This window comes from Streptomyces sp. NPDC086766 (assembly GCF_044746005.1).
Lineage (GTDB): Bacteria > Actinomycetota > Actinomycetes > Streptomycetales > Streptomycetaceae > Streptomyces.
Genome location: NZ_JBIVBI010000024.1, coordinates 56,376 through 82,617, shown reverse-complemented (window position 1 = coordinate 82,617; position 26,242 = coordinate 56,376). Strand labels below are relative to the sequence as shown.

The following is a 26,242-nucleotide window of genomic DNA, read 5'->3' as shown; positions in this document are numbered from 1 at the left end:
AGCCGGCCGACATTTCATCAACAAGACAGCCTCTGCGTCGGTCAGTCGGCGGGTCAGACCGCCTCGGGTGACACCACCGACATCCTCACAGTCAGCCGTGGATGTCAGAGCTTTCTGATGCCGTACTTCGCTGCCGCCGACGCCAGCGTCTGGGCGGAAGTCCGGCGCGCACCTCAGTGAGAGCCTGCGATCGCCGCGGTCACCACTGCGGCCATGCACAATCCAACAATCACCAGGTATCCCTCTTGGGTCTTCCATATCGACTTCTTCAGGATCGTTTCAGTCGTCGCCCTGTTCGGCTTGAGAGGGTCGTAAACAACTCGGACGATGGATTCATCCCCCACGAGTCCAAGATCCTCGGGTGCGATCGTGACATAGTGCCGTTCCCCGCTTTTGTCCCGATAAATTACATCGATCGAGGCAATGTTCGCGTTCCAGCTCGTACCGCCGCATCGACCTTCGGTTCGGACTCCTCTTCTCCTGAGGATCCGCACGTCACGCAGCCCGAAAATTCCCGCGCCCAAGGCCGCCAGTGCTGGCAAATAAACAAAGAAGATGCCCAAATCGGTACCTTTCGCCTTCCGGTGTCAGTGACAGCAGATCAAGGAATGGCGTATCGCGTGTCGTCGCGCGGTTCAAGTGGTCGGTGAAACCTTCGTGGGCGAGTCAAACTCGATCGAGCGCGATGGGTAGTCGAAGAAGGGACGCGGCGGTTCTCTGACCTGCGGCTGTCACAGGCGCGCGATCGGCGTAGCGACTTTGGCCTGGAGTTTCAATGACCGAGTCAGTCGCCGCTTGACGCTCTGACCAGTCAAGCTCGCGGCCACGGAGCGTCACGGAGTCCACGTAGGTTTCCGAAGCTCGATCGCCGCTTACCGGAAAGTCATATTCGGTACGGCTCCGTCCTGCCAGCGGTAGAGGTCGCGCAGCAGGGAAATCTCGGCGCCGTGATGGATCAGCTCCCTGTTGACGTGCAGGACTCTGTTCTCCATGGGAAACCGCTCGGGACCCACCGTGGGCGGATTCTCCAGGTCAGCGTCCGAAAGTTCGCGGACCCCCGCGTTCCATCTCCCATACATCTCATCGAGCTGTTTCAGCGCCTCGTCGGCGGTCCCCGCGTAAGCGAATGTCTCGGAGTCGACGTCTTGGCCGCCGAAGTACCATCCGACCCGATAGCCCAGGCACGAGACGATGATGTGCGCCAGCCGCCAGGCAATCGTGGTCACCGGCGCCGGATCCGGGCCAGGGGACGCGAAGTCCATCGTCCATTCCCCCGAACCTTCCGCCATCGGTGCGGCCGACGTGCCGCGGGGTTGGCGAATACTCCAGCAGCCGCGCACCGGCTCCCAGAAGTACTCCTCATCGGTAAGGCCGTCCAGCCGCGGCCGTAGGTTCTTGTGCCAGTACCAGTCCAGCTGCTCCGCGAGCCGCTCGCTTCTTGTCATTTCCGCACACTACATACAACGGAGACCTGGCTGCGCTCTATCCACTGAGCTACAAGTATTCAAGTGGTAGTCCAGAAAGGGGATTTGAGATGAATCGGGAATCCAACCGATCACGACACAGACTCCCGCAACCAGCCACTTCCCCCAGCTCCCGTCCCGTCCGCCGTCGACCCACACGCCACGACGGACCCGCGGTCGAGGACGGCGCCCGGCCCTGACCCGCATCCTTCGGCAGCACATCGAGGACGAGCAGCTCCAGCCGGGTGATTTGCTCTTCCGGGGTGAGACCGACGGCATCCTCGCCGGTTCCGTCATCCGACGGGCGTGGCGCAGCGCGCGTGAGGCCGCACTGCCCCCGCACGTCTTCGAGTCGCCCACCGGACGGCGCGTGTACGACAATCGGAACACGCGCCTGACGGAGTGCCTCAACGACGGCATCCCGGCCGCGCAAGTGGCGGAGTGGGCTGGCAACAGCGTCGCCGTCCTCCTGGCCACATATGCCCGCTGCATCGACGGCCAGCTGCCGGATCTGGAACGGCGACCGGAAGCCGCGGGCGACCTGCCAGAGGTGCCGGGCGTCGGCTGAACCCCGCCCGAGGACTTCGACACGTATTCGACACAGCCACCCGCGAAAACCCGGTGACAGCCGGACAGCCCCGGAGTCCACCCTTGATCGTCAAGGGGGTGTCCGGGGCTTCGCCGTGTCGAATGTCACCCGTTCTGACCAGCGAAAAAGCCCTCCCGAGGGGAGGGCTCCCAGTGGCGCCCCCGGCAGGACTCGAACCTGCGGCCAAGCGCTTAGAAGGCGCCTGCTCTATCCACTGAGCTACGGGGGCCGGTGCGGTGGCCTCTGTCGTGGTGCCCGGGTACGGGCTGATCCGTGACGTCGCCGGGGACAAGGATAGGGCTCCCGGCTCCTTGTCCCTGTTGCTTCGCCTCCGTGGCTCAATGTGGAGGTTCGGTGAAGCGGTCCTGATAATCGCAGGCAGGTACGAATCGTGCACCGCTTTTGGCCTCCGGCGCACCGGGTGTTGTGCACTCGTTATGCCTGGACTGGACCGACGTCCCAGTCATCCCTTCCGTCCGTTGTGTCCGGTCGGCGCGCAGACATGCTCATATGCTTCAGAATTCCCCTAAAATTGGGCATTCTTCCCATGTGGTGACCTTGGACGTACGGCCTCAGCTGCTCGACGCACTCTCCGCCCTGCGCGACCGTGTCGCCGCCGCACGCTTTCCGCTGCCCCTCCCCGGGGCTCCCCGCGCGCGTGCCAACCGCGACGAACTGCTCGCCCAGCTCGACGACTACTTGGTGCCCCGGTTGAGACATCCCGAAGCGCCCTTGCTGGCGGTTGTCGGGGGTTCCACCGGCGCCGGCAAGTCGACCCTCGTCAACTCCCTCGTGGGCAGACGGGTCACGGAGGCCGGAGTGCTTCGCCCGACGACCCGGACCCCGGTGCTCGTCTGCCATCCGGTGGATCACCACTGGTTCAGTGGAGTGAGGATCCTGCCCGACCTCGCGCGCGTGTGGCTGCCCCGGCAGGACCCCGGGGAGGACCCGCCGACGGCGGCGGAGGACGACACCCCCCGCGTCCTGCGCGTGGAGACCGTCGACACCCTGCCGCCGGGCCTCGCGCTCCTCGACGCCCCCGACATCGACTCGCTGCTGGCCGAGAACCGCGTCCTCGCCGCGGAGCTCGTCTGCGCCGCCGACATCTGGGTCATGGTCACCACGGCCGCCCGGTACGCCGACGCCGTCCCCTGGCATCTGCTGCGCACGGCCAAGGAGTACGACGCCACGCTCGTCACCGTGCTGGACCGGGTGCCGCACCAGGTCGTCGCCGAGGTCTCCCGGCAGTACGCGGCGCTGCTCACCAAGGCCGGGCTCGGGGACGTACCGCGGTTCACCGTGCCCGAGCTGCCCGAGTCGGTCTGGGGCGGGGGACTGCTGCCCGCCACCGCCGTGGCGCCGCTGCGCACCTGGCTGGTCCACCAGGCCCAGGACCCCGTGGCCCGGCAGCACACCATGGACCGCACCGCCCACGGACTCCTGAACTCGCTGAAGGCCCGCCTGCCCGAGCTGGCCGGTGCGTCCGCCGCCCAGTACGCGGCCGCCCTGCGGCTCACCGCCGCCGTCGACAGCGCGTACGACGCCGAGTACGCGCGTGTGCGGGGGCGGTTGCGGGCCGGGGCCGTACTCGCCGGGGACGCCCTGAAGCGGTGGCGCGCCTTCCCCCTCGACTGCACCGCGAGCGAACTGCTCGACGCCCTCGTGGAGAGCCTCAGCTCCCTCCTGCTGTGCGCCGTCACCGGTGCCGACGAACGCGTCGACGACGCCTGGCGCCGCGAGCCGGCGGCGGGTGCGCCCGGCCTCTCCGACCTCGACTCCTCCCTGCAGGACGCCGAACACCGCATCGGGATGGCCGTACGGCGGTGGCGGCGGGAGCTCGAGGAGGTCGCCGAGGACGAGGTGCGCGGGCTCGACCGGAGCCCCGCACCGGATCCCGAGGCCGTCGCCGCCCTCGTCGCCGCCGGACTCCTGGGCGGCCGCCGGGCGCGCACCGCCGGCGAGGGGCTCGCCGAGCGGATCGGCGCCCACGGCGCGCTGCGGCTGCGCGAGCGCGCCGCACGGCTGCTCACCGACCACCTGGACCGCGTGATGCACACCGAACGCGAGCGGCGGCTGGCCCCGCTCGACGTCCTGGAGGTGCACCCGGAACCCCAGGCCGAACTCATTGCCGCGCTGTCCGTACTGCTGAAGGAGAGATGACCGGTGGCCGCCGTCACTGACCAGGACCGCAGGGAGCACCCCGACCGGACGGAGGGCTCGGTTTCCGAGGCCACGAAGGGCGCCGGGGACGTCAGGGACACCGGAGGCGCCGGTGGTGCCAGTGGTGTTACTGGCGCCGGTGGGGCCGGGGGCATCGGAAGCGGGCCGCCCGGGCCGCGGGCCCCGGGCGCGCACGACCTGAAGGTCGGCGACGGACACGCCCGTGCGCGGAGCGAGGCGGTCGACGCACCAGGACCCGCCCGTCCCGCGTGCGAGCCGCCGGGCCGTGCCGGGCTCTCCCGTACGACGGGCGCCTCGGCGGGGGGCGGCGAGCACACGCGCGCGGGGCAGGACGAGCACACGCGCGCGAGACAGCACGGGCCGCACGCCGACGTCCACGCGCGCGTGCAGGACGACGCCTCCGCCTCCGGAGGTGACGACGCTTCCGCCTCCGGCTGTACGGAGTCCACCGACGTCTGGGACGACGGCCTCATCGCGCGGCGCGTGACGGAGAGCCACGCCCCCGAGCACGTGCCCGCCGTGGAGACCCGGGTTCCCGGACCGCTGCCGGTGCCTCCGCTCGCGTACGACGGCCCGTTGCGGTCGCGGCTGGACGCGCTGCGCGAACTGGTGGGCCTGTCCCGCACCCGGCTCGACAGCCGCACGCTGTCCGAGGCCGGCCGCGTCCTCGACGAGGCGGCGGCGCGGCGGCGGCTGTCCGGGCAGCACACCGTCGTGGCCATCGCGGGCGCCACCGGCAGCGGCAAGTCGCAGCTGTTCAACGCGCTCGCCGGGGTGGCCATCTCGGAGACCGGCGTACGGCGGCCGACCACCGCCGCCCCCATCGTGTGCAGCTGGAGCGACGGCGCGGCGACCCTGATCGACCGGCTCGGCATCCCGGGGCGGCTGCGCAGACGCCCGGTGCAGAGCCCGGACGCCGACCCGCAGCTGCGCGGTCTCGTCCTGGTCGACCTGCCCGACCACGACTCCGCCGCCGTGCAGCACCGTGAGCACGTGGACCGCATCCTCGGGCTCGTCGACGCCGTGATCTGGGTCGTCGACCCGGAGAAGTACGCCGACGCCGTCCTGCACGAGCGCTACCTGCGGCCCATGGCGGGCCACGCGGAGATCATGTTCGTCGTCCTCAACCAGATCGACCGGCTGCCCGGGGAGGCCGCCGACCAGGTCCTCGACGATCTGCGGCGCCTCCTGGACGAGGACGGGATCGCCCTCGGGGAGTACGACGAGCCGGGCGCGACGGTGCTGGCGCTGTCCGCGCTCACCGGGGACGGAGTCGGGGAACTGCGTGAGGCGCTCGGCCAGTTCGTGGCGGAGCGCGGGGCCGCGGCACGGCGGATCTCCGCCGATGTGGACGCGGCGGCTGAGCGGTTGCGGCCCGTCTACGCCGCGCGGCGGCGCGCCGGGCTCAGCGAGGAGGCACGCGAGGAGTTCGCGGCGCGGCTGGCGGACGCCGTCGGCGCCACCGCCGCGGGTGACGCCGCCGAACGGGCCTGGCTGCGCAACGCCAACCGCGCCTGCGGCACCCCCTGGCTCCGGCTGTGGCGCTGGTGCCACGCCCTGCGTGAACCCGCCACCGGACGCCACGCGGTGCGCACGCAGCCGGACGAGGAGGCCACGGCCCGGCAGCGCGTCGAACAGGCGGTGCGCACGGTGGCCGACCAGGCCGCGACCGGCCTGCCGGCGCCCTGGGCACAGGCGGTGCGGGAGGCCGCCGTACGCGGGGCACAGGGGCTGCCCGAGGCGCTGGACGAGCTGGCGAATCGGGCCGGGCTGCCCCCGGGGCGGCCGCCCCGGCCGGGCTGGTGGCCGGCGGCGGTGCTCGGGCAGGCGGCCATGACGCTCCTTCAGATCCTCGGCGGCCTCTGGCTGGTGGGCCAGATCGCCGGTGTCATGGCACCGAACCTGGGCGTGCCGGTGCTGCTCATGCTCGCGGGCATCGTCGGCGGTCCGATCGTCGAGTGGAGCTGCCGGATGGCGGCACGCGGACCGGCTCGGCGGTACGGCCAGGAGGCGGAACGCCGGTTGCGCGAGGCGGCGGCGGGATGCGGACGGGCCCGGGTGCTGGACCCCGTGGCGGCGGAGCTGCTGCGGTACCGGGAAGTGCGGGAGCAGTACGTACGGGTGCTGGGGCCGGGGGCGGGATGAGCTAGCCGGGGCGGTCCACGTACGGGGTCCTCGGCGTACGAGGTCCGCGACTTACGAGGTCTTCGGCGTACGAGTTCTCCGGCGTACGAGGTCCGCGACGTACGAGGTCTTCCGCGCACGAGGTGTTCCGCGGACGAGGTGACGACGCACGAGGTCGGCGAAGTACGGAGGGGACGGGACGACGCACGCGTACGGGGACGGGGGGCGTGGGCCGTGGGCCGATCGTCCCCCGTACGGGTGGCGGAGTTTTCCACAGGCAGGTGACGGTCCACAGGGCTCAGCGGGCTCGTCCCGGCGGAGGCAGTCTGGTGGCGCGGCGATCGCGACGGACGCGGTCGGCGCGACGGACGCAGCCGTACGGGACGGGCCCGTACGCGTGTCGGCCCGGCGTGCGGCCGGGCGAGGGAGGGATGCAGGATGAACGAGACGATGGTCTGCGCGGTGGGAAACGTGGCCACACAGCCGGTGTACCGGGAGCCGGCGTCGGGCGCGGCGACGAGGTTCCGGCTCGCGGTGACCTCGCGCTACTGGGACCGCGAGAAGAGCACATGGACGGACGGGCACACCAATTTCTTCACGGTGTGGGCCAACCGCCAGCTCGCCACGAACGTGATGGCCTCGCTGAACGTGGGCGACCCGGTCGTCGTGCAGGGCCGGCTCAAGGTGCGCGTGGAGACCCGGGACGGTCAGAGCCGGACCTCGGCCGACATCGACGCCGTGTCGATCGGCCACGACCTCGCGCGCGGCACGTCCGCCTTCCGCCGCTCGGGCAGGCCCGAGCCGGGACCGGCGGCCTCGCCCCAGCAACCGCCCGAGCCGGTATGGGAGTCACCGGCGGCCGTCGAGGACCGGCCGCAGGCGGAACCGGCGGCCGTGACGTGACGTCGGAGAGGTGTCGAGGCTTCCCGGCCGTACCGCGGTTCGTCGACGAGCGCGCTCGGGAAAGCTCCGGCGAATCGGCCGATGTGCCCTGCTGGCAAAGGGTGTTGGCGATAACGATTCCGATTCGGATCAGTCATCGGACCATATGACGGGGGGTGGCGCTGCGGGTGATCTCTAGGATGCCGGACATGGCCCTCGGGGCCTGAAGATTCTGCTGGTGGGACCGTGCCCCCCCACGTCAACGGGTCCTGCTCGAAGGGGAATTCTGTGTGTGCTTCGTTCTCTGCGCCGCCCGCGCGCAGGAGGGGGGCGGCGCGTCTCGCCGCCGCGACCCTGATGTCCGGGCTCGTCGCCGCCGGCGTGCTGACCGCCGCCGGCCCGGCCGCCGCGGACACGGCACCGCAGAGCCAGGGCGGCGCGACCGCCACCATGGGCGGCCTGAAGACCTACGGCACCGCGGTCGTCCATGACGACGGCGGCGACTACCAGGTCTCCGCGGGCCTGTTCGAGATGTTCGTCGACGGCGGCGGCATGCTGCAGACGTACTGCGTCGACCTGCACAACCCCACGCAGCGGGACGCCAAGTACCACGAGACGCCGTGGAGCGGCTCCTCGCTCGGCACCAACAAGGGCGCCGGGAAGATCCGCTGGATCCTGCAGCACTCCTACCCGCAGGTGAACGACCTCGCGGCGCTCGCCGCCAAGGCGGGCGTCACCAACCTCACCGAGCAGGACGCGGCGGCCGGCACCCAGGTGGCGATCTGGCGCTACTCCGACGGCGCGCGCGTCGACGCGCTCGATCCGCAGGCCGAGAAGCTCGCGGACTACCTGGACAAGAGCGCACGCGACCTGCCCGAACCCGCGGCCTCGCTGACGCTCGACCCGCCCGCCGTCTCCGGACACCCCGGCGGCCGGCTCGGCCCGGTGACGGTCCGCACCAACGCGAGCGCCGTCACGGTCACGCCTCCGGCGGACGCCGCCGCCAGTGGCGTGCGGATCGTCGGCAAGGACGGCAGGCCGGTCACCTCCGCCACGAACGGCAGCCAGATCTTCTTCGACGTGCCCGAGGAGGCGCCCGGGGACCCCGACCACGGCTCGGGCGACGCGGCGGGGTCCGCGGAGGTGACCGTGCAGGCCTCGACGACCGTGCCGGTCGGCCGGGTCCTCACCTCCGACAGCCGCAGCCAGACCCAGATCCTGGCCGGCTCCAGCGAGTCGACGGTGGCGGCCACCGCGAGCGCCACGTGGGCAGGCGGGGGCGCGATACCCGCGCTGTCCGCGGCGAAGGACTGCGTCAAGGGCGGCGTGGACATCACCGCGGCCAACAGGGGCGACGAGGCGTTCGCCTTCGAGCTGATGGGCGTCGAGCACAGCATCGCCGCGGGCGCGTCGCAGAGGGTCCTGATCCCGTTGCAGGAGGACCAGGCCTACGACTTCACGATCAAGGGACCCCACGGGTTCGGACAGCGCTTCACGGGCGTCCTCGACTGCCGCACCCAGGGCGGGGCGGGCGGCACGGCCACCCAGACGCTCAGCGAACCGAGCCCCGCGACCGTGGGCGGCACCGCCGGCGGCACCGCCGGCGGCACCGACCTCGCCGACACGGGCGGCACCAGCACCACACCCGTGATCGCCGCCTTCGGCCTCAGCCTGCTGGTCCTGGGGGCCACGGCCCTGAGCATCGTCCGCAAGAAGAAGGCCCCGGCCCAGGACTGAGCGGCGCCCGCCGCGTCACCGGCCGTGGCGCGACGGGCCTTGGCGGGGACGACCGGGAACGGAGTGTCACTGACGACGGGACGCCCCCCGCCTCCCCGCCACGGCCACCCGGGGGACGGCGCTGCGCCCGGCCGACACGATTCACAGTGCCCAGGAAGGCCGGTCAACGCCCCTGCACTCCGTGTCCGTAGCTGGTGTGGCGGTGCGCGAGGACGGCCGACTCCTGGCGATGCGCCGCGCCGACAAAGGCACTTGGGAGCTCCCCGGCGGCGTGATCGAACTCGACGAAACGCCAGAGGCGGGCGTCGCCCGCGAGATTCTGGAGGAGACCGGCATCCACGTCGACGAACTCACCAGGGCTCGCGTTCCTCGTTTTGACTGCCCGGCGATCCGGCCTTAGCTTTGAGGAAAGCCACTTATGTCGGTTTTGTACCGCAAGTGGTGACCCGCCGCCGGACGCGTGCGGCGGGTGAGCGCCGGGCTGCGCGCAGGGTCCGAGCGCGATCGGGCGGCCCGCGGAGGCCGCCGGGAAAACCACACACCCTCCGGAGAGGGGCGTATCATGCGCGCGCACACCACCCGTATGAAGAGAGTGGCCATCGCAATCTGCTCTGCGCCGATCCTGGCCCTCGCGGCCGGGGCGGGAGCCGCCCACGCGGCCACCACCACCGCTGCTCCGCAGAACGTCGTCTCCTACCACCACGGCGGCTGGGGCTGGGGATGGGGCTGGGGCGACGGCTGGGGATGGGGCTGGGGCGACGGCTGGGGCTGGGGCTGGGGCGACGGCTGGGGCTGGGGCGGCGGCTGGGGGTGGGACTGAACCTCAGCAGCAGTGAGCCAATCCCCTGACAAGGACAAGCGATGGGTGGATCCGGGTGCTCGACCCCACGGGCACCCGGATCCATGTGCCGGCAGGCAGGAGGGGCCCAAGCCCGCCAGTAGGCAAGGGACTTTGGGTTCGGTGGCGTCCAAGGGTGCCCATGTCTCCAGACCCGAAGAGCTGGAGGCGCTCGAGGGCCGGCTGTGCGAGGGCGCGCGCGGTCACTCGACGACAACCGACAGTGAACCACGGCGCTCCGCCCAAGAACGTGCAGGTCAGCGTCTCGCCAGACCAGGCCGCATCCGCATACGCGATCTTCCGAACTGGTGCTCCGGGATGCGAGTGCGGCGCTTGACTGGGTCATTGAAACTCCAGGCCAAAGTCGCTACGCCGACCTCAGCGCGTGCCATCTGGGCAAGTCCGCGGACACCCAGGCCCTCCATATCAGCGGTCCGGGAAGCTGGCCACGCCGCGTAGGACGGTCCCGATCAAGAAGAGGACTGCCCCCACCGCAAGCACTACGAGCAACTTCGGCGAGACATCTCCCGACGACTCGAAGAGGAAGAACACGCAAAAGCAGAAGAAGCCACACCCCGAAAAGATGTGGCTGAACCCGTGGGCCGCTGGGCGCAGGACCCGGCCTCGCTCCCATGGGTGGATCCAGCCGGTGGTGAGCCCCGCCACGCCCAACCCCACCATGCCCAGAGCGAAGGCCGTAAACGCCAACAGGGCCACGTAGTTCATCGCACCTCCCAGCAAAGATCGTGGCACGCGAACGTCCCTCCGGGTGACCTCACCTCACATGGCCACAGGTCAGAGATCCGGCCCTTCACTTCTTCGGCAACTCAGGCCCTGTGTCAGCCATTGTCAGAAGGTATCGACGAGGATCTGATAGGTCAGGAACCCCAAAGCGATCGCCGCAACACAATGCGCGAGGATCTCACCTACCTTGAGCCTGCCCGGTAGAAGAGAGGGAAGGACGATGCTGGTCGGTACCGCCGGGTCATAGACGACCTCGGTGCGGTCCCCCTCGTGCGTGCCGTGAGGCGGGTGGGACACACCTTCCCCCTCCGCTTCGATCTCCACGCCGTTCGGCAGAGTGAAGGCCACTACCGGGTAATACAGCAAGTCGCCGTCCTCCGCCACCGCGGTGCGGAACCTGACCAACTCGGCTGTAGTGCTGACACCGCGCAGCCTCAGGATGCAACGGCGCAGAGCCTCGAAAGCCAAAACCAGGCACAGGACGCCCGTTACTACGGCGACGAAGCCGCCCCCCAACTGTTCGCCCGTCATGGCCAGACGGTAGCGGACTGCCCGCGCAGGCGAACCCCCAAGTGCGGGATGCACGTCGACCTCGTGGCGCGGGGTCCCTGGGTGCAAACGACCGGTGATCGCGACGAAGTCAGCGTCTGTGAGGCCTTTGGACGGGTCGACGCGATGAAGGAGCGACGGCTCAGGGTGTTGGGCAGCGCCCCAGAGGCGGTCCATGGCGCTGATCTCGTCGTCGACCCAGATGAACGGCCGGCGGTTGGCCCACTCGACAAGGTGGCGGGTCTTCCAGTGAAGGCCGCGGAGACCTTCATCAGCGCCGGTGTCGGGCCACTCCACCACGGGCAACCGTGGCAGCCCGAGGGGTGGGGCCACAGCCTCGTTCGCGTCCTCCATCCACGTCGTGGCCCACACGAGCTGACAGCCCAGGGCCACGAGGCGCGGCCCCATCGCCGGGTCGAGCCGCTCAAGCAGCGGGTTTCCGTGATCGACGGGCGCCCCTGAGTCGGAGACGGTGGCATGTATGCGGCCGGGCGATGACCCGAACGGGATGAGGGGACCGTCGATGTCGAGGAAGAGGATGGGGCGCTCCGCTGCGCTTGTCACGGCGGCACGACAGCCCGGCGTGGCGGGGGAGTGACACTCTCTGCTCTGGGCCGTCTGTGGGCCGCGCGAGGGTGCCCGAGGCCGACCAACGGCGACCGACAGTGACAGTCGAGCCATCGCCGCCAGCGACGAACCCCCAGGTCAGAGCCCTTCGGCCATACGGGTTTCCCCCGAGGGGTGGCGGTCGGGCAAGATGGGGTGTATCTGCCCACTGCCAGATTTCAAGCTGCCGGACGGTTTCTCTTGGCTGAGTTCATTTACACCATGCGCAAGGCGCGCAAGGCGCACGGCGACAAGGTGATCCTCGACGACGTCACCCTGAACTTCCTTCCGGGTGCGAAGATCGGCGTCGTCGGCCCGAACGGTGCCGGTAAGTCGACCGTGCTGAAGATCATGGCGGGGCTGGAGCAGCCCTCCAACGGTGACGCCTTCCTCTCGCCCGGGTACAGCGTCGGCATCCTGCTGCAGGAGCCCCCGCTGAACGAGGAGAAGACGGTCCTGGAGAACGTCCAGGACGGCGTCGCCGGGATCAAGGGCAAGCTCGACCGGTTCAACGAGATCGCCGAGCTGATGGCGACCGACTACTCGGACGCGCTGCTCGACGAGATGGGCAAGCTCCAGGAGGAGCTCGACCACGCCAACGCCTGGGACCTCGACGCGCAGCTCGAGCAGGCCATGGACGCCCTCGGCTGCCCGCCCGGCGACTGGCCCGTCACCAACCTCTCCGGTGGCGAGAAGCGCCGCGTCGCGCTGTGCAAGCTGCTGCTCGAGCAGCCCGACCTGCTGCTCCTCGACGAGCCCACCAACCACCTCGACGCCGAGTCGGTGAACTGGCTGGAGCAGCACCTGGCCAAGTACGAGGGCACCGTCGTGGCGATCACCCACGACCGGTACTTCCTGGACAACGTCGCCGAGTGGATCCTGGAGCTCGACCGCGGCCGCGCCTACCCGTACGAGGGCAACTACTCCACGTACCTGGAGACCAAGGCCACCCGCCTCAAGGTCGAGGGCGCGAAGGACGCCAAGCGGCAGAAGCGCCTGAAGGAAGAGCTCGAGTGGGTGCGGTCCAACGCCAAGGGGCGTCAGGCCAAGTCCAAGGCGCGTCTGGCCCGCTACGAGGAGATGGCGGCCGAGGCCGAGAAGATGCGGAAGCTGGACTTCGAGGAGATCCAGATCCCGCCGGGCCCGCGGCTCGGAAGCGTCGTCGTCGAGGTCAACAACCTCAACAAGGCCTTCGGCGAGAAGGTCCTCATCGACGACCTCAGCTTCACCCTGCCGCGCAACGGCATCGTCGGTGTCATCGGCCCGAACGGCGCAGGCAAGACCACCCTGTTCAAGATGATCCAGGGCCTGGAGACGCCCGACTCGGGCAGCATCAAGGTCGGCGAGACCGTCAAGATCTCCTACGTCGACCAGAGCCGCGAGAACATCGACCCGAAGAAGACGCTGTGGGCCGTCGTCTCGGACGAGCTGGACTACATCAACGTCGGCCAGGTCGAGATGCCCTCGCGGGCGTACGTCTCCGCCTTCGGCTTCAAGGGCCCGGACCAGCAGAAGCCGGCCGGTGTCCTCTCCGGCGGTGAGCGCAACCGCCTGAACCTGGCGCTCACCCTGAAGCAGGGCGGCAACCTGCTGCTCCTCGACGAGCCCACCAACGACCTCGACGTCGAGACCCTGTCGAGCCTGGAGAACGCGCTGCTGGAGTTCCCCGGCTGCGCCGTGGTGGTCTCCCACGACCGCTGGTTCCTGGACCGCGTGGCGACGCACATCCTCGCCTACGAGGGCGACTCCAAGTGGTTCTGGTTCGAGGGCAACTTCGAGTCGTACGAGAAGAACAAGATCGAGCGGCTCGGCCCCGACGCGGCCCGCCCGCACCGCGCCACCTACAAGAAGCTGACCCGGGGCTGATCTTGCGCCACATCTACCGCTGCCCCCTGCGCTGGGCGGACATGGACGCGTACGGCCACGTCAACAACGTGGTGTTCCTCCGCTACCTGGAGGAGGCCCGTATCGACTTCCTGTTCCGCCCGGACAAGGAGTTCAAGCAGGGGTCCGTGGTGGCGCGTCACGAGATCGACTACAAGCGCCAGCTCGTCCACCGGCACGCGCCGGTGGACATCGAGCTGTGGGTCACGGAGATCAGGGCGGCGTCCTTCACCCTCACCTACGAGGTCAAGGACGGCGACCAGGTCTACGTACGGGCCTCGACGGTGATCGTCCCGTTCGACTTCGAGGCGCAGCGGCCGCGCCGGATCACCGCGGAGGAACGGGAGTTCCTCGAGGAGTACCGGGACGACGCCGGCGCGGACGGCGCCGCGGGCGAGGACGACGAGGAGGGGGCCGTCGCCGCATGACGGTCCTCCACCTCGCCGACGAGAGGGAGGCGGCGGACCTCGCGGCCTTCCTCTCCCGGCTGCTCCACTACGACCGTTCCGCCGCCGTGCGCCTGCAGGCGGCGGGCACGGCGCTCGCGGTGTTCGGGCGGCCCGCCTCCTTCGAGGTCCTGGCGGTGCGCGCGGTCCGGCTCGCCAAACCCTACGAGAACGGGCTCGACGTCACGCTCGACCGGACCGTCTCCGCGGGCGAGTTCCTGGAGTCGGTGGACGAGCCGTCGGCGACCGCCGATGTGCCGGGCGCGGTGACCGGGCCGCCGTGGGCGGGCGTGCTTCCGCCGCGCGGCGGCTGGCGGCCGGAGCCGGGGCTGCCGCAGGCGGACTCCCTGCGCGCGACGGTCGCCGTCGCCGTCGCCGAGTTCCGTTCCCGGACACAGGAGTTGGCGCCCGAGGGGCGGACGCGGGCCGAACTCGACCGGATCGGGCGGGAGATCTGGTCCCGGCCGGTCGGAGAGACCCCTCTGCCCGTGCGGGCCGTGCACGCGGCCCAGTCCCTGGGGTTCCTGAGGTCAGCGCGGGCCGACGGGGGCAAGGAGGCCCCGGCGGAGCTGTTCGCGTCGGGCGCGTGGCTCCGGCTGCGCACCCCGTACGGGTCGATCGCGGTCCGGCGAGCGGGTCTCGGCCCCCTGGGCGTCAGCGTGCGCTGAGCCCCCCCGGCACCGCGTCGCGCGGTGCGCGGAGGGAGGGACGCGGCGCGCCCCGGCACCATCGGTGCGGGGAGCGGGTCACTCGGGGGTGTTCACCATCGACGCTGCCGCGTAGGTCAGGTAGCTCCACAGCGTCTGCTCGTGCTCCGGCGACAGGCCGAGCTCGTCGACGGCGGTCCGCATGTGCCTCAGCCAGGCGTCGTGCGCCGCCCGGTCGACGGTGAAGGGCGCGTGCCGCATCCGCAGCCGGGGATGACCGCGCCGCTCGCTGTAGGTCGTCGGGCCGCCCCAGTACTGCATCAGGAACAGCCGCAGACGCTCCTCGGCCGGGCCCAGGTCCTCCTCCGGGTACATGGCCCGCAGTTCCGGATCCCCGGCGACTCCCTCGTAGAAACGGTGGACGAGCCGGCGGAAGGTCTCCTCCCCGCCGACCTGCTCGTAGAAGGTCTGCTCCTGAAGCGTGCCGCGCGGAATCTCTTTCACCCGTCCATGGTCTCAGACCGCCGGGCGGAGGACTCAAGCCCCAGGTCCCTCCGGCCGTGGGAGGCCCGGCCCGGGGCGTCGGCCCGCGAGAGGCGTAGCCCCGGGGGAGCGGGAGGGGCGGCCGGCGCGCGAACGGTACGGGATCCCGGTGCGCGGCCGGTCCGACGGCGGGCAGGGCCGGACGACCCGGAGGGGCCGGGTGCGTGGCCCCTCCGGGTCCGAGGTCCCTGGTCGGGACGGGTCCTAGCCGCGCCGGACGGTGATCGTCGTCCAGGCGCCGACGTGGACCCGGTCGCCGTCCTGCAGCGGTACCGGGACGAACGGCTGGATCGGCTCCTCCGAGCCGTTGACCGTGGTGCCGTTCGTCGAGTTCTGGTCGACGACCGCCCAGCCGCCGTCCGGCTGCTGGACCAGCACCGCGTGCTGGTGCGAGACGCCCGGGTCCTCCGGCGGCACCGACAGGTCGATGTCGGGGGTGTCGCCGGTGGAGTGCCGGCGGCGGCCGATGGTGACCTGGTTGCCGGTGAGCGTGCGCTGCTGCTCGGGCGAGTACGCGGGCAGGTTCAGGCCCGCGGCCTCGGGGCCGGAGCGCTGCATCATCGCCATGAAGTACTCGCGGTCCGGACCGATGGTCGCCGTCCAGGTCGCCGGCTGCTGCGGCTGGTGCGGGAAGCCGGACGTGGGCGGGGCCTGCGTGGAGCCGGGCTGCGGATAGCCGTACCCGCCCTGGCCGCCGGGACCGCCCGGGGCGGTGGACGACGGCGGCGAGATCACCCAGTCGTCGTCACCGCCGAAGGACGGAGCGCCCGGCTGCGGCCGGTTCGTCTCCTGCGGGAAGCCGGGCGGGGCCGGCGGACCGGACGGCTGGAACGCCTGCGGGGCGCCTCCCGGGGCCCCCGGACCGGCGGGCGGCGTCGGGCCGGGCGGCGGAACCGGCCGCGAGGGGTCGGGGCCGAAGTGGGAGGGGCCGGACGGGCCGGGGAAACCGGAGTCCCGGCCGAAGCCCGAGGGCCCGGGGCCGCCAGGGCCACCAGAACCCCCGGGACCGCCCGGACCACCGGGACGTCCCGGTGGCTCGGTGCCGAAGGGCGGGCCCGGCGGGATCGGCTCGGCGGGCCGGTTCACCTGCGAGGGCCGGGAGCTCTGGTAGTCGAACGCGTCGCCGCCACCGCCGAAGGCGGGGCCGGGCGGCTGCGGGAAGCGGGCGCCCGGGCCGGGCGCCGGCGGGCGCGGCGCGGCCGGGGTGTACGAGGTCGCCGTGTTCGTCAGGAAGTTCCACCGGCACTCCTCGCAGAACGGCGCGCCGCCCTCGCGGGGCGTGCGGCACTGCGGGCAGAGCTCCGGCTCGGCGTCCGGCACGGCGGACAGGTGCGAACGCCCCGCGGGCCCACCGGGCTGACCGGGGCCGCCGGGGCCCGGCGCGGGCGGGAAGCCGTAGCCGCCGACCGGGGGCGGCGGGGGAGGCGGAGGCACGGCACCGGCCATGCGGTGACCGCAGACCTCGCACCAGTCGTCGGAACCCGACTGGTGTCCGTTCGGGCAGGTCGGCATGTCGGCGCTTCCCCCTTTCCTCTTCCGGCCGCTGGGGCCGGATTTCTCCCACCCCGCGGGGCCGGGCTCGCTGGTGCCGGAGTCTCCTCCGGCTCACTTCTTCACGCGAACGGTCTTGGTGGACCGAGTCTCGAGAGTCATCTCGTCGGCCTCCGCGACCTTCGCCTTCAGTCGCACAGTACCTGTCGCCGCATCGACCACGTCCACCACCTTCGCAAGGAGTTTCGCAGTATCCGCGTTCCCGGAGGCGCCGGCGAGCTGCACGGCCCGGCCCAGTTTGGCGGTCGCTCCGTCGAAATCGCCCGCTTTGCGGAGTTCGAGGCCCTGCTGGATGGCCTGGGCCAGTTCGGCCTGACCGGTGTAGTGGGCCACCTGCGGGTTGATCGAGGTGGAGGCGGCCATGTCGTCGGTCCACACCGCCCTTACCAGGCCCTGCGCGCCGAGATTCTGCACCGTTCCGTCCGGCTGCGGCACGACCAGGGAGATGCGCGCCGCGAGCATCTCCTGGCCGACCTGGGCCTCGGGGACCCGCACGCAGAGGTGGTAGTCGCGGGACTCGTCGCCCCACGACCCGGTGGGGTAGTCGCCCGCGCGCGGTCCGGCCTCGGTGCGGCGTTCGGTCAACTCCTCGACTGTGGGGGCGACTTGCTTGACGAACCGGATGGTGCTGCCGACCGGCGTCCACACCCGCAGGGCGACGTCCGCGACTTCCTTGCCCATCGCGGTCTCCATCATGTGCGTGAAGTCGGCGGCGAGGGCGGCCGGATCGGCGACGATGTCGGCGGTGCCGAGGAGCGCCGAGGCGATCCCTGTGACTTCTTTCACTTCCCAGTCGGTGCCCACGCCCCGGGCATCACAGGTGAACCGTCCGGCGCAGGCCTCCAGCGAGGCCTTGAGGTCCTGGGGCGACTCGTGCTCGTTGCGGCCGTCGGTGAGCAGGATGCCGTGCCGGATGGCGACGTCCGCCGACGCCAGCAGCCGGTCGGCCAGCCGCAGCCAGGTGCCGATGGCCGTGCCACCGCCCGCGGCGAGCTTGCGCAGCGCCTGCTTGGCCTGGTCGCGGGTGGTGGCGTCGGCGACCGCGAGGCGGCCGGCGCCCGGGTAGATCTCCTTGGCGACGTGCGTGCCGCCGATCACCGCGAAGTGCACGCCGTCGCGCAGGGTGTCGATCGCGGCGGCCGTGGCGTCGCGGGCGTTGCGCATCTTCGTCGGCGGATAGTCCATCGAGCCCGAGCAGTCGACCATGAGCGCGACGGCCGCGGACGGGCCCTGGCCGGGCGGGTACAGGTGCGGTGCCGTGACCGCGCTCCCGATCGTGCCGCCCCCGGTCGCCGACACCGTGACGATCGCGTTGACCTCGCGGCCGCCCTCCGGCAGGTACTCGTTCTGGTACACGTCGACCGAGAACTGCGGCACGTTCGACTTCGAGAAATTGGCCATGCCTAATCGGATCCCCCTCATGACCCCCGCGGGCGGGGGCGACGACAGTGAGCGGGCCGGTCCCCTCCGGCCCGCAGGAGCTTCCCCGTGCCGAGGGGTGCGCCGGGATTGCCGTCGTCCCTCCCGGCGTACGCCCTCAGGCCGATCCTGCCCCCTGCGGCGGCGCCGGGAACGGCAGGACGGCCACTGTTACGTTGTCGTGGCCCCCGCCGTCCAGGGCGTGGCCGACCAGCACCCGCGCGCTGTGCAGAGGGCGCGCGGCGGCGTCGGGCGGGAGCGCCTCGGCCATCTCCTCGGCCGCCTCCGCGTAGTTCCACAGCCCGTCGGTGCAGACCACGACCACACCCGGCCGGTCCGGCTTGAAGGAGGCGGTGTGCGGCTCCAGTTCGTAGGCGTCCGCACCGAGCCAGCCGGTGATCGCGTGGGCGCGCTCGTCGGCGTACGCCTCCGACTCGCTCATCAGGCCCGCGGCGACCATCTGCGCCGCCCAGGAGTCGTCCTCGGTGAGCCGGGCCGGGGGTGCGTCGCGGTCCACCGGGACCCAGTAGACGCGGGAGTCGCCGACCCAGCCGACGACCAGCAGGCCCGTGGTGACCACCGCGCCGACGAACGTGCAGGCCGGCGCGTTCTGGTGGGGGGCGTGCTCGCGGGCCGTCGCGGGCTCCTCGGCGAGTGCCTCGACCGCCTGCGCGGCGGCGACGATCGCCTCGTGCATGGCCTGCTGCGGGTGGGTGCCGCGGGGCAGCGCGGCCAGCAGGGACTCGCTCGCCGCCCGTGAGGCGGCCAGCGAGGCGTCGTCCGGGCGGGTCGCCGAGGAGACGCCGTCGCAGACGACCGCGAGGAGCGCGGGGGAGCCGTCGGGCAGCGCGGTGCCGCCGACGGCGAACGCGTCCTCGTTGCGGTGGTGCCGCAGGCCCCGGTCGCTGACCGCGGCCACCGGACCCGACTCCTGCTCCATGTGGTCCCGCTCGCGCGGCTGGGCGTGCCCGCAGTTCTCGCAGTAGCCGTCGCTGTCGACGCGGCCCGCCCGGCAGGCCACGCACACGGCGGCGCCCTCGGCCGGCGTCCCGTCCCCGGCCGGCGCGGCCCGGCCGGCCGCCTGACGCGGGTCCGGCGCCTGCAGCGGGTACTCCTCGGGCTCGGCCGGGCGGTCGAAGCGGACGCCGGAGGCCGGGGACGCGGCGGACGGGGAGGCCGGTGAACCGGTGGCCGGCGGCTGCTGCCGGGCCGCGCCCGGCGACAGCGGCGAGCCGCCCGAGTCCGTGCCCGGCAGGTCCGACGGCAGATGCACGGCGGCCGGGGCGCCGGAGGCGTCCGGCGCCCCGGCGGCGCGCCACCCGGCGCCGTCGTCGCCGGGAGCGGCGGGGTGCGGCAGCGCCGACCCGTCGCGCATGGTCAGCGTCGGCGTGTCGGGCGAGGGCGCGGCGGCGGACAGGTCGTATCCGCACGCGCCGCAGAAACGGTCACCCGACTCGAGGGGCTCCCTGCAGCTCGGGCAGGCGGACAACTGGTGCGTCTGCGACATCGATTACACCCACGTCCGGGGGCGGTAACGGTTGGCACGTTCCACCAGGTCGATCCTCTCCTCGCCGCCGGGCGCCAGCCGGGCCAGCGTGCGGTACGAACGCTCCAGGCCGAAGCGGAGGCCCCGCTCGTCCAGGTCGCTGCCGAGCAGCACCCGCCGGGAGGCCGGGCCGGAAGCCCCACCTCCGGAGAGTATCCAGTCCAGGGCGCAGCCGAGGACTTCCGCCGACAACTGCTCACGTCGCGCCGGGTCCAGACCGTACGTCTCCAGCGCCTCCACCTGCCGCGCGGCGGCCGTGAGATCCTCCAGGAACGGCGTGTCGGACGCGACGGCCGTCCGGTGCCGCAGCCGCGCCCTTACGGCCGCCACGCGCGCGGCGGTGCAGTGGACGGACGCCTCCGGCACCGACTCCAGGGTCCGGACGGCGGCCCGCCGGTCACCGGCGGCCAGCTGGACCCGGGCCAGGCCGAACGCGGCGCTGACATGGCTGGGGTCGGTCGCCCACACCAGCCGGTAGTACTCGGCGGCGTTGTCGAGCTGGCCGAGCACCTCCGCGCACAGGCCGAGCGCCAGCTTCGGCGCGACCTCGCCCGGGAAGGCGTCGTAGATCGCGTCGAAGGCGAGGGCCGCCTCCTCGTGGTCGCCGGTGACGAGGGAGGCCACGCCCCGGTACCAGACGATCCGCCAGTCGTCGGGGTCCTGTTCCTCCAACGCGCGCAGCCCTCGCAGCGCGGTGGCCGACTCGCCGGTCTCCAGCCAGGCGCGGACCTGGCGCAGCCGGGTCTCGGGCGAGGGGGCCGGCGCCGCCGCGAGGGCCTGGACCAGATCCCCGGGCGAGGACGTCGGCAGACCGGCGAGGAAACCCGCGTTGGGGTCAGACGCGGCGACGTGCGGAACCGGCAGGGCGAGGGCCGCGGCCGGGGTGTGCACGGGCTTCACCAGGCTCACGGTGCCGGGCGCGCCCTCACCGGGCGCGCCTCCGGCCGCCCCGCCCGGCCCCCCGGCGCCGGCGGCCGTGACGGCGGGCGCGCCCGCCCGGCGGCGCGCGGGCAGCGCCCGGGCCCCCAGCCGTGACACGTCCCCGTCCAGCTTCGGGAACAACTCGGTGTCGGTCACCTTCAGTTCGGGGCCGAACAGGGTGGACAGCGCGGGCCGGGCGTGTCCCGTCTGCAGGGAGACGACCTCCCGCAGGACGCCTGTGAGCTGCTCCGCCATCTCCTGCGCGGAGGAGAACCGGCGGCCCGGGTCCGGGTCCGTGGCGCGGACCAGCAGCCGGTAGAAGGACTCGTAGTGGCGGAAGACCTCGATGTGGTCGGGGTCGGGCAGGGAGTCCACGAAGACGTTCGTGTAGCCCTGGAAGTCGAAGGTGAGCACGGCGAGCGTACGGCCGACCGTGTACAGGTCGCTCGCCACCGACGGGCCCGCCTCCGCGACCTCCGGCGCCTGGTAGCCGATCGTGCCGTAGATGGCCGACTCCTCGTCGTCCATCCGGCGCACCGCGCCCATGTCGATCAGCTTGAGCTGGTCCTCGGTCTGGATGGCGTTGTCGACCTTGAAGTCGCAGTAGAGCAGGTTGCGGCCGTGCAGGTGGCCGAGGGCCTCCAGGGCCTCGATGCCGTACGCGCAGGCCTGCTCCACCGGCAGCGGCTCGCGCCTGCCGTCCGGGGTGCGGCGGGAGTTGGCGATCTCCTTCAGCGACTTGCCGCCGACGTACTCCATCACGATGTAGCCGTCGAGGGAGCCGGTGCGCTGGTCCAGGTGCTCCACGAAGTTGTAGATCCGCACGATGTTGGCGTGCTCGATCTCCGCGAGGAAGCGCCGCTCGGAGATCGCCGCCGCCATCGCGTCCTGGTCCCCGGTGTCCAGCAGGCCCTTGAGCACCACCCAGCGGTCCGCCACCGCGCGGTCCACCGCGAGATAGATCCAGCCGAGGCCGCCGTGCGCCAGACAGCCCGCGACCTCGTACTGGCCGTGCACGATGTCACCGGCCCGCAGCTTCGGCACGAACGAGTACGGGTGGCCGCACTTGGTGCAGAAGCCCTCCGTCCGGCCCGGCCGGTCCCCGCGGGAGCGCCCCACCGGCGCCCCGCAGTCCGAGCGCGAGCAGAACCGCTTCCGCTCCGGCACCTCGGGGTGCTCCAGCACCACCGAACGCGGATCGGGCCGCGGCACCTGCGGCACCTGCACCAGCCCGGCGCCCAGCCGGCCGCGGCCGCTGCTGCCCGAGCCCGTGCCGGAGCCGCGCACCGACACCGAGCGGCCGCCGGTACGCCCCGAGAGGGAACGCGAGAGCCGGCCCGACACCGAGCGGCGCGACCGGGAGGACTGCGAGGAGGTCCGGGCGCTGCGGGCGCTGGAGGGCGAACTCCCGCTGCCCGGACCGCCCGAGTCCCCGCCGCCGGTGACGCCGGTCGGCGGCGAGCTCACCGAGCCGTTCGCCGAGACCACCGGCGCCAGACCGCAGGTGTCGCAGTACAGCTCGCCGCCGCCCACGTCCTCGTAGGCGCCGCCGCAGCCCGGCCGCTGACAGGTCTGCCCCGCCTGGCTCATGACTCCCCCCTCCCGTCCTCGGGCCCGCCCTGCTCCGGCACCCGCGGGGCGCCCAGCAGTTCGGCGGCCGCCCGCTGGTAGCGCAGCACGGCCTGCTCGGCGACCCGCAGGTCGCACGGCGCGCTCCACAGCATGCGGCGCGCCGCGTCGTACCGCTCCACCAGCAGCGGGTCCTCCGCCAGCCCGTGCCGCGCCACCTTCGCCCGGTACGCGTCGAGACGGCCGCGCAGCTCGGCGCGCACCGCCAGCGGAGCGGTCACCGCGGTCAACGACTCGCGCGCCCGCAGCAGTTCGTCCTCCGCCTTCTGCTCCAGCGACTCCAGGAGCGGGGACAGCCGGTGCCACTGGGCCTGCCTGCGGTACTCGGCGGCCGTCGCCAGCTGCTCCTGCAGCACGGTCGGCGGGCCGCCGACCACCGGCACCTCCGTCGCGGCGATCTTCGCCAGGACCTCGCCGCGCGCGGCGCGCGCCTCGGCGAGCGTCCGGTCCGCTCGGGAGAGCAGGTCCCGCAGCTTGATCAGCCGCTGCTCGGCGTCCTGGCGGACGGAGAGCACGGCGTCGATCTCCCGGCGCACCTCCTCCAGCGCCCGCGCCTCACCGTCGTACACCGTGGTGTCCGGGCGGCCGCCGCCCGGTGCCGAACTGCCCTGCGCCGGGACCCAGAAGGCGAGCGGGTCGGAGACGACCTCCGCGCGCAGCTTCGTCAGGGTGCGCGTGATGCGCTCCAGGTCGTCGCCGGCCGGGTGCTCGCCCGGGCGCACGCCGACGGAGTGCGCGAGCTTGCGGGTGCGCTGGAGCTCCGCGGCCAGTAAATCTATCCGGGCGGGCAGCGCCGACCACACGGCGTCGGCGGCGACCACCATGTCGAGGCTCGTCGCGTACAGGTCGTTCATCCGGTCCACGAGCGCCGCCAGGGAGAACCGCTCGCTGAGCCGGGCCGCGCCGCCGTGCGGCGCCGGCCCGTTCGCGGTGGCGGCGGCGGTGGCCGCGCCGGCGACGGTGACCGACTCGCCGCGCAGCAGCTCGGTCAGCTCCACCAGGTCCTCACGGCTGGACCAGCGGCGCCGGGCGCGGATCTCGCGGGCGGTGCGCAGCGCGCCGGTGTAGGCGTCGAAGTACGCCCACAGCAGCGTGATCGACGCCTCCGCGCCCGCCCAGCGCTCCTTGGTGCGGCCGGTCAGCTCGGCGCCCTCGAGAAGCCTGCGGCCCGCGTGGTCCTGCAGGGCGAGGAGCGAGGTCTCGATCGCCTCGTGCTCCGCGCCGAGCCGCGCCAGCGCACGGTCCACCTCGTCCCGGTCCATCACCGGCCCGGCGGGGTCCGTGACGCCCATCGATCACCTCTCGCTGCTCGTGCGGTCCGTCGTACAGGGGTGCGGCCGGCGGTCACCGGTAGCTCGCCGCCGGCGGAGTCGCCGACTCCGACTCCCTACCCAGCGTGGGGGAAAGCCACTTGTCGTACGACGCCTTCCAGCCCCCGTCCTTGCGGTAGTCCTCCAGCACGCGGTTGACCCGGCGTACCAGATCCTCGGCGCGCAGATTCATCGCCACGCCGTAGTACTCCTTGGTGAAGGTGTCGCCCTTCAGGTCCACCGCCGGGTCCTGCGCGGCCAGGCTGGCGGCGAGCGCGCCGTCGGTCACCACCGCGTCCACCTCGCCGAGTTGCAGCCGCACCAGGCAGTCCAGCTGGTTGGGCACGGTGGTGGAGATGTCGGCGGAGGCGGGGATCCGGCCGGACGCGCGGTCCTCGGCCAGGTGGTCGTGGGCCGTGGAGCCGCTGGCCGAGCAGATCCTGTGGCCGGCGAGCGACGCGTCGTACCCCGTGATCGTCGACGTCTTCGGGGCGAGGACCTGCTGCCCGGTGAGGAAGTAGGGGGCGGAGAAGGCCACCTCGTCCAGGCGGTCGCAGGTGATCGTCATGGTGCGGACCACCATGTCGACCCGGCCGTTGCGGATCGCGGGGATCCGCTCGTTGGTGGGGATGGCCTTGAACTGGACCTTCGTCTCGTCGCCGAGGATGTCCTTGGCGATGCGGTGGGCGAGGTCGATGTCGAAACCCTCCAGCTCGCCCGAGGAGTTGTTCGGGTTGCGGTAGCCCCAGCGGTAGCTGTTCTGGTCGACGCCGACCGAGAGGTAGCCGCGCTCCTTGATGGCCCGCACCGTCGCGCCCTCGGCGCCCGACGGGGACGGGCTGCGGTTCTGCGCGTCGCCGTCCTTGCAGTCGCCGGCCCTGGCCTGGGTGGCGTGGGCCGTCCGCCCGCCGGCGGACGGGACGCCGCCGGGGCGGTCGTGCGGGCGGGTGAGCGGCAGCAGCAGGACGAGCGCCAGCGCGAGGGCGCAGACGGCCGCCATCGCCCCGACCCCGCCCCAGCCCTTCAGGCCGGCCCGCAGACGTCGTGCTCGCATGGTCACGCCCCCTTTCACCGGTACTCCGAGAGCCGTCGCCCGATGCCGAGCAGGGCGCCGGCCGCGCCGAGGACCGCGAGCGCCGCGGAGCCCGCGGTCAGGCCGGTCATCGCGGCCCGGCCGTCGCCGGCGGCCTGCTGGAACTCGCCGGTCTCGTGGTCGAGCGCCGACTTCAGCGACTTGTCCACGTTGTCGAAGCACTCGCCGGTCGACTGGTCGGCGGCGGCGGTCCCGATGACCCTGTCGCGCGCCTTCTGGTAGTCGCCCGAGTCGTTGGCCTGGCGGGCCAGCGCGTGCCGGGACTTCCACACCTTCATCGACTGGCCGGCGACCTTCACCGGCTCCGTCCCGGCCGAGTCGTCCGCGAGAGCGCCGGCCCGCGCGAGGGTTCTGCCCAGGGCGGCGATCTCCTGGTCGTACGCGTAGTCGTAGGCGTCCATGACCGTCTTGTCCGGCAGCGTCTTCGTCTCCGCGCCGCGGCTGACCAGGGTCAGGTTCTCGTCGCTGCGGGCCTTCAGGGAGGCGATGCGGGCGTCGTGCAGCACGCTGAGCGAGCGGACGCCGTGCGCGTAGGAGCCGTTGAGGCCGGCCCGGGCGACGGTGTGGCCGACGACGACCCACAGCAGCACCACGGCCGTGGCGGCGGAGGCGGCGACCAGGCCGTGGTTCAGCACCCGGTTGGTGCGCCGGTAGTTGCGGTGCTGGGCCCAGGCCAGCGCGGCGAGGGCGAGGACACCGAGCGCGATCGCGGCCCACGGGTAGGGGGTCGCGTCCGCGTAGTCGGCGCTCAGGCGCTGGTTCTCCTTCTGGTAGAGGTCCTCGGCCGCCGGGAGCATCTGATTCTGCATCGTGTCGTTCGCGGTCCGCAGGTAGGCGCCGCCGACCGGGAAGCCCTGCCGGTTGTTGGCGCGGGCGGACTCCACCAGGCCCTTGTAGCGCGGCAGGAGCTCGTTGAGCCGGGTGATGGTGGCCGCGGACGGCGAGCCCGGGTCGGAGTTGGCGGCGGCCGTGACGAGCTTCGCGGCCGCCGTGCGCACGTCGTTCTCGTAGCGCTCGCGGGTGGCGGTGGTCTCCTGCAGGCCCGCGAGATAGCCGCTGGTCGCCATGGTGTTGGCGTCGGCGAGCGAGCGGTAGATGTCCGCGGCGTCGGAGCTGAGCGGCTGGCTGCTGTGCAGCACGTCGTCGGCGGCGGTGGCCCGGTCCGTCGTCTGCCAGGCGGTGACGGCCCCGAAGGCGACCACGAGGAGGGCGAGGACGGCGCCGATGACGCGCAGCCGTCCGGGCTCGGTGGTGGCGGCCGCGCGCAGCCGGTCGACGCCCTCGGCGAACGCGGTGCGCCGCGGCGGCCCGGGCGGACCCGGCGGCACGGGTGCCGGGGGAACGGGCGACGGGCCGGGCTGCGGTGGAACGGCGGGCATCGTGGGCAGGACGGAACCCGCGGGCGCCGCACCGCTGTTCGGCGGGTGTGTCACTGCTGACCTCCCCCATGGTCATCCGTCGCCGCAAGTATCGCTGCCGGGGCCGGCATCCGCACCGGCCTTCGCCCGATGTTGATCCGATCGCAGCGCAGTCGCCTCGC

22 protein-coding genes, 1 tRNA gene and 2 pseudogenes are annotated in these 26,242 nt (G+C 72.3%); 11 read left to right on the top strand and 14 right to left on the bottom strand.

Annotated features, from left to right (window positions below; genetic code table 11):
• Nucleotides 1-180, top strand: a 180-nt coding sequence (locus ACIPM1_RS30855) for a hypothetical protein (RefSeq protein WP_402440245.1), incomplete at its 5' end; no start/stop codon positions are given.
• On the opposite strand, the gene ACIPM1_RS30850 is transcribed toward ACIPM1_RS30855, so the two are convergent.
• Entirely contained in the window at nucleotides 174-563 is a 390-nt protein-coding gene (locus ACIPM1_RS30850) for a hypothetical protein (RefSeq protein ID WP_402440243.1), read from the bottom strand. The two genes, ACIPM1_RS30855 and ACIPM1_RS30850, sit on opposite strands and share 7 nt — an antisense overlap.
• A 309-nt stretch (nucleotides 564-872) precedes the next feature.
• On the bottom strand, nucleotides 873-1,445 hold the full coding sequence (locus ACIPM1_RS30845; RefSeq protein ID WP_402440242.1) for a DinB family protein: 573 nt from the start codon (nucleotides 1,443-1,445) through the stop codon (nucleotides 873-875).
• A 268-nt stretch (nucleotides 1,446-1,713) separates the two neighbouring features.
• Here ACIPM1_RS30845 and ACIPM1_RS30840 point away from each other — a divergent pair, with 268 nt between their 5' ends.
• Nucleotides 1,714-2,031 carry a hypothetical protein gene (locus ACIPM1_RS30840; RefSeq protein ID WP_402440240.1) on the top strand — a complete coding sequence of 106 codons (318 nt, stop codon included), beginning with the start codon at nucleotides 1,714-1,716 and terminating at the stop codon, nucleotides 2,029-2,031.
• A 174-nt stretch (nucleotides 2,032-2,205) separates the two neighbouring features.
• On the opposite strand, the gene ACIPM1_RS30835 is transcribed toward ACIPM1_RS30840, so the two are convergent.
• Nucleotides 2,206-2,281 (bottom strand) — tRNA-Arg (locus tag ACIPM1_RS30835).
• A gap of 320 nt (nucleotides 2,282-2,601) precedes the next feature.
• On the opposite strand from ACIPM1_RS30835, the gene ACIPM1_RS30830 reads away from it, so the two are divergent.
• The 6 genes and pseudogenes from ACIPM1_RS30830 (at nucleotide 2,602) to ACIPM1_RS30805 (ending at nucleotide 9,796) form a co-directional block, all read left to right on the top strand.
• Entirely contained in the window at nucleotides 2,602-4,212 is a 1,611-nt protein-coding gene (locus tag ACIPM1_RS30830; RefSeq protein WP_402440238.1) for a dynamin family protein, read from the top strand.
• A 3-nt stretch (nucleotides 4,213-4,215) separates the two neighbouring features.
• On the top strand, nucleotides 4,216-6,378 hold the full coding sequence (locus ACIPM1_RS30825) for a GTPase (RefSeq protein WP_402440236.1): 2,163 nt from the start codon (nucleotides 4,216-4,218) through the stop codon (nucleotides 6,376-6,378).
• Nucleotides 6,379-6,795: 417 nt separating this feature from the next.
• The gene (locus ACIPM1_RS30820) at nucleotides 6,796-7,260 is read left to right on the top strand and encodes a single-stranded DNA-binding protein (RefSeq protein ID WP_402440234.1); all 465 of its coding nucleotides are present in this window, start codon (nucleotides 6,796-6,798) and stop codon (nucleotides 7,258-7,260) included.
• Between the two features lie 336 nt (nucleotides 7,261-7,596).
• Nucleotides 7,597-8,976, top strand: coding sequence for a Cys-Gln thioester bond-forming surface protein (locus tag ACIPM1_RS30815; protein WP_402440232.1), 1,380 nt, complete (start codon nucleotides 7,597-7,599; stop codon nucleotides 8,974-8,976).
• 181 nt (nucleotides 8,977-9,157) lie between these two features.
• Nucleotides 9,158-9,331, top strand: a pseudogene (locus tag ACIPM1_RS30810) (NUDIX hydrolase); the annotation flags it as partial.
• Nucleotides 9,332-9,538: 207 nt separating this feature from the next.
• Nucleotides 9,539-9,796 (top strand): hypothetical protein, encoded by a 258-nt coding sequence (locus tag ACIPM1_RS30805; protein ID WP_402440229.1) that lies wholly within the window; start codon nucleotides 9,539-9,541, stop codon nucleotides 9,794-9,796.
• A gap of 444 nt (nucleotides 9,797-10,240) precedes the next feature.
• Here ACIPM1_RS30805 and ACIPM1_RS30800 read toward each other — a convergent pair whose 3' ends face one another.
• The 3 genes and pseudogenes from ACIPM1_RS30800 to ACIPM1_RS30790 all read right to left on the bottom strand — a co-directional run.
• Complete coding sequence (locus tag ACIPM1_RS30800) at nucleotides 10,241-10,540, bottom strand: hypothetical protein (protein WP_402440226.1); 300 nt, start codon at nucleotides 10,538-10,540, stop codon at nucleotides 10,241-10,243.
• A 123-nt stretch (nucleotides 10,541-10,663) separates the two neighbouring features.
• Nucleotides 10,664-11,089 (bottom strand): DUF3592 domain-containing protein, encoded by a 426-nt coding sequence (locus ACIPM1_RS30795; RefSeq protein ID WP_402440251.1) that lies wholly within the window; start codon nucleotides 11,087-11,089, stop codon nucleotides 10,664-10,666.
• 75 nt (nucleotides 11,090-11,164) lie between these two features.
• Nucleotides 11,165-11,671, bottom strand: a pseudogene (locus ACIPM1_RS30790) (HAD domain-containing protein); the annotation flags it as partial.
• A gap of 243 nt (nucleotides 11,672-11,914) precedes the next feature.
• On the opposite strand from ACIPM1_RS30790, the gene ettA reads away from it, so the two are divergent.
• The 3 genes from ettA to ACIPM1_RS30775 are packed head-to-tail and all read left to right on the top strand — an operon-like array spanning nucleotide 11,915 to nucleotide 14,711.
• Nucleotides 11,915-13,579: an energy-dependent translational throttle protein EttA gene (gene ettA / locus ACIPM1_RS30785; RefSeq protein WP_402440224.1), complete on the top strand. Its 1,665-nt coding sequence runs from the start codon at nucleotides 11,915-11,917 to the stop codon at nucleotides 13,577-13,579.
• Between the two features lie 2 nt (nucleotides 13,580-13,581).
• Complete coding sequence (locus ACIPM1_RS30780) at nucleotides 13,582-14,025, top strand: acyl-CoA thioesterase (RefSeq protein WP_402440221.1); 444 nt, start codon at nucleotides 13,582-13,584, stop codon at nucleotides 14,023-14,025.
• A complete protein-coding gene (locus ACIPM1_RS30775) occupies nucleotides 14,022-14,711 on the top strand; it encodes a hypothetical protein (RefSeq protein ID WP_402440219.1) in 690 nt (229 codons plus the stop codon). Before ACIPM1_RS30780 ends, ACIPM1_RS30775 begins: the two co-directional genes overlap by 4 nt.
• A gap of 78 nt (nucleotides 14,712-14,789) precedes the next feature.
• Here the strand turns inward: ACIPM1_RS30775 and ACIPM1_RS30770 are convergent, their stop codons facing one another.
• The 8 genes from ACIPM1_RS30770 to ACIPM1_RS30735 form a co-directional block, all read right to left on the bottom strand.
• Complete coding sequence (locus ACIPM1_RS30770; protein ID WP_402440216.1) at nucleotides 14,790-15,194, bottom strand: globin; 405 nt, start codon at nucleotides 15,192-15,194, stop codon at nucleotides 14,790-14,792.
• A 243-nt stretch (nucleotides 15,195-15,437) separates the two neighbouring features.
• Nucleotides 15,438-16,745: an FHA domain-containing protein gene (locus tag ACIPM1_RS30765; RefSeq protein WP_402440213.1), complete on the bottom strand. Its 1,308-nt coding sequence runs from the start codon at nucleotides 16,743-16,745 to the stop codon at nucleotides 15,438-15,440.
• Nucleotides 16,746-16,838: 93 nt separating this feature from the next.
• Complete coding sequence (locus ACIPM1_RS30760; protein WP_402440211.1) at nucleotides 16,839-18,185, bottom strand: VWA domain-containing protein; 1,347 nt, start codon at nucleotides 18,183-18,185, stop codon at nucleotides 16,839-16,841.
• 136 nt (nucleotides 18,186-18,321) lie between these two features.
• The gene (locus tag ACIPM1_RS30755) at nucleotides 18,322-19,710 is read right to left on the bottom strand and encodes a protein phosphatase 2C domain-containing protein (RefSeq protein WP_402440208.1); all 1,389 of its coding nucleotides are present in this window, start codon (nucleotides 19,708-19,710) and stop codon (nucleotides 18,322-18,324) included.
• A gap of 3 nt (nucleotides 19,711-19,713) precedes the next feature.
• Entirely contained in the window at nucleotides 19,714-22,260 is a 2,547-nt protein-coding gene (locus ACIPM1_RS30750; protein WP_402440205.1) for a tetratricopeptide repeat protein, read from the bottom strand.
• A complete protein-coding gene (locus ACIPM1_RS30745) occupies nucleotides 22,257-23,591 on the bottom strand; it encodes a hypothetical protein (RefSeq protein ID WP_402440202.1) in 1,335 nt (444 codons plus the stop codon). The genes ACIPM1_RS30750 and ACIPM1_RS30745 overlap by 4 nt, the downstream gene beginning before the upstream one ends.
• A gap of 52 nt (nucleotides 23,592-23,643) precedes the next feature.
• Nucleotides 23,644-24,663 (bottom strand): glutamate ABC transporter substrate-binding protein, encoded by a 1,020-nt coding sequence (locus ACIPM1_RS30740; RefSeq protein WP_402440199.1) that lies wholly within the window; start codon nucleotides 24,661-24,663, stop codon nucleotides 23,644-23,646.
• A 14-nt stretch (nucleotides 24,664-24,677) separates the two neighbouring features.
• Nucleotides 24,678-26,135: a hypothetical protein gene (locus ACIPM1_RS30735; protein WP_402440197.1), complete on the bottom strand. Its 1,458-nt coding sequence runs from the start codon at nucleotides 26,133-26,135 to the stop codon at nucleotides 24,678-24,680.
• Between the last annotated feature and the right edge of the window lie 107 nt (nucleotides 26,136-26,242).

Coding starts and splice junctions, on each gene's coding strand:
- ACIPM1_RS30740 (WP_402440199.1), bottom strand. CDS start 24,663: ATGCGAGCACGACGTCTGCGGGCCGGCCTGAAGGGCTGGGGCGGGGTC.
- ACIPM1_RS30765 (WP_402440213.1), bottom strand. CDS start 16,745: ATGCCGACCTGCCCGAACGGACACCAGTCGGGTTCCGACGACTGGTGC.
- ACIPM1_RS30815 (WP_402440232.1), top strand. CDS start 7,597: ATGTCCGGGCTCGTCGCCGCCGGCGTGCTGACCGCCGCCGGCCCGGCC.
- ACIPM1_RS30750 (WP_402440205.1), bottom strand. CDS start 22,260: ATGAGCCAGGCGGGGCAGACCTGTCAGCGGCCGGGCTGCGGCGGCGCC.
- ACIPM1_RS30755 (WP_402440208.1), bottom strand. CDS start 19,710: ATGTCGCAGACGCACCAGTTGTCCGCCTGCCCGAGCTGCAGGGAGCCC.
- ACIPM1_RS30745 (WP_402440202.1), bottom strand. CDS start 23,591: ATGGGCGTCACGGACCCCGCCGGGCCGGTGATGGACCGGGACGAGGTG.
- ACIPM1_RS30820 (WP_402440234.1), top strand. CDS start 6,796: ATGAACGAGACGATGGTCTGCGCGGTGGGAAACGTGGCCACACAGCCG.
- ACIPM1_RS30795 (WP_402440251.1), bottom strand. CDS start 11,089: ATGACGGGCGAACAGTTGGGGGGCGGCTTCGTCGCCGTAGTAACGGGC.
- ACIPM1_RS30800 (WP_402440226.1), bottom strand. CDS start 10,540: ATGAACTACGTGGCCCTGTTGGCGTTTACGGCCTTCGCTCTGGGCATG.
- ACIPM1_RS30760 (WP_402440211.1), bottom strand. CDS start 18,185: ATGGCCAATTTCTCGAAGTCGAACGTGCCGCAGTTCTCGGTCGACGTG.
- ACIPM1_RS30805 (WP_402440229.1), top strand. CDS start 9,539: ATGCGCGCGCACACCACCCGTATGAAGAGAGTGGCCATCGCAATCTGC.
- ACIPM1_RS30845 (WP_402440242.1), bottom strand. CDS start 1,445: ATGACAAGAAGCGAGCGGCTCGCGGAGCAGCTGGACTGGTACTGGCAC.
- ACIPM1_RS30775 (WP_402440219.1), top strand. CDS start 14,022: ATGACGGTCCTCCACCTCGCCGACGAGAGGGAGGCGGCGGACCTCGCG.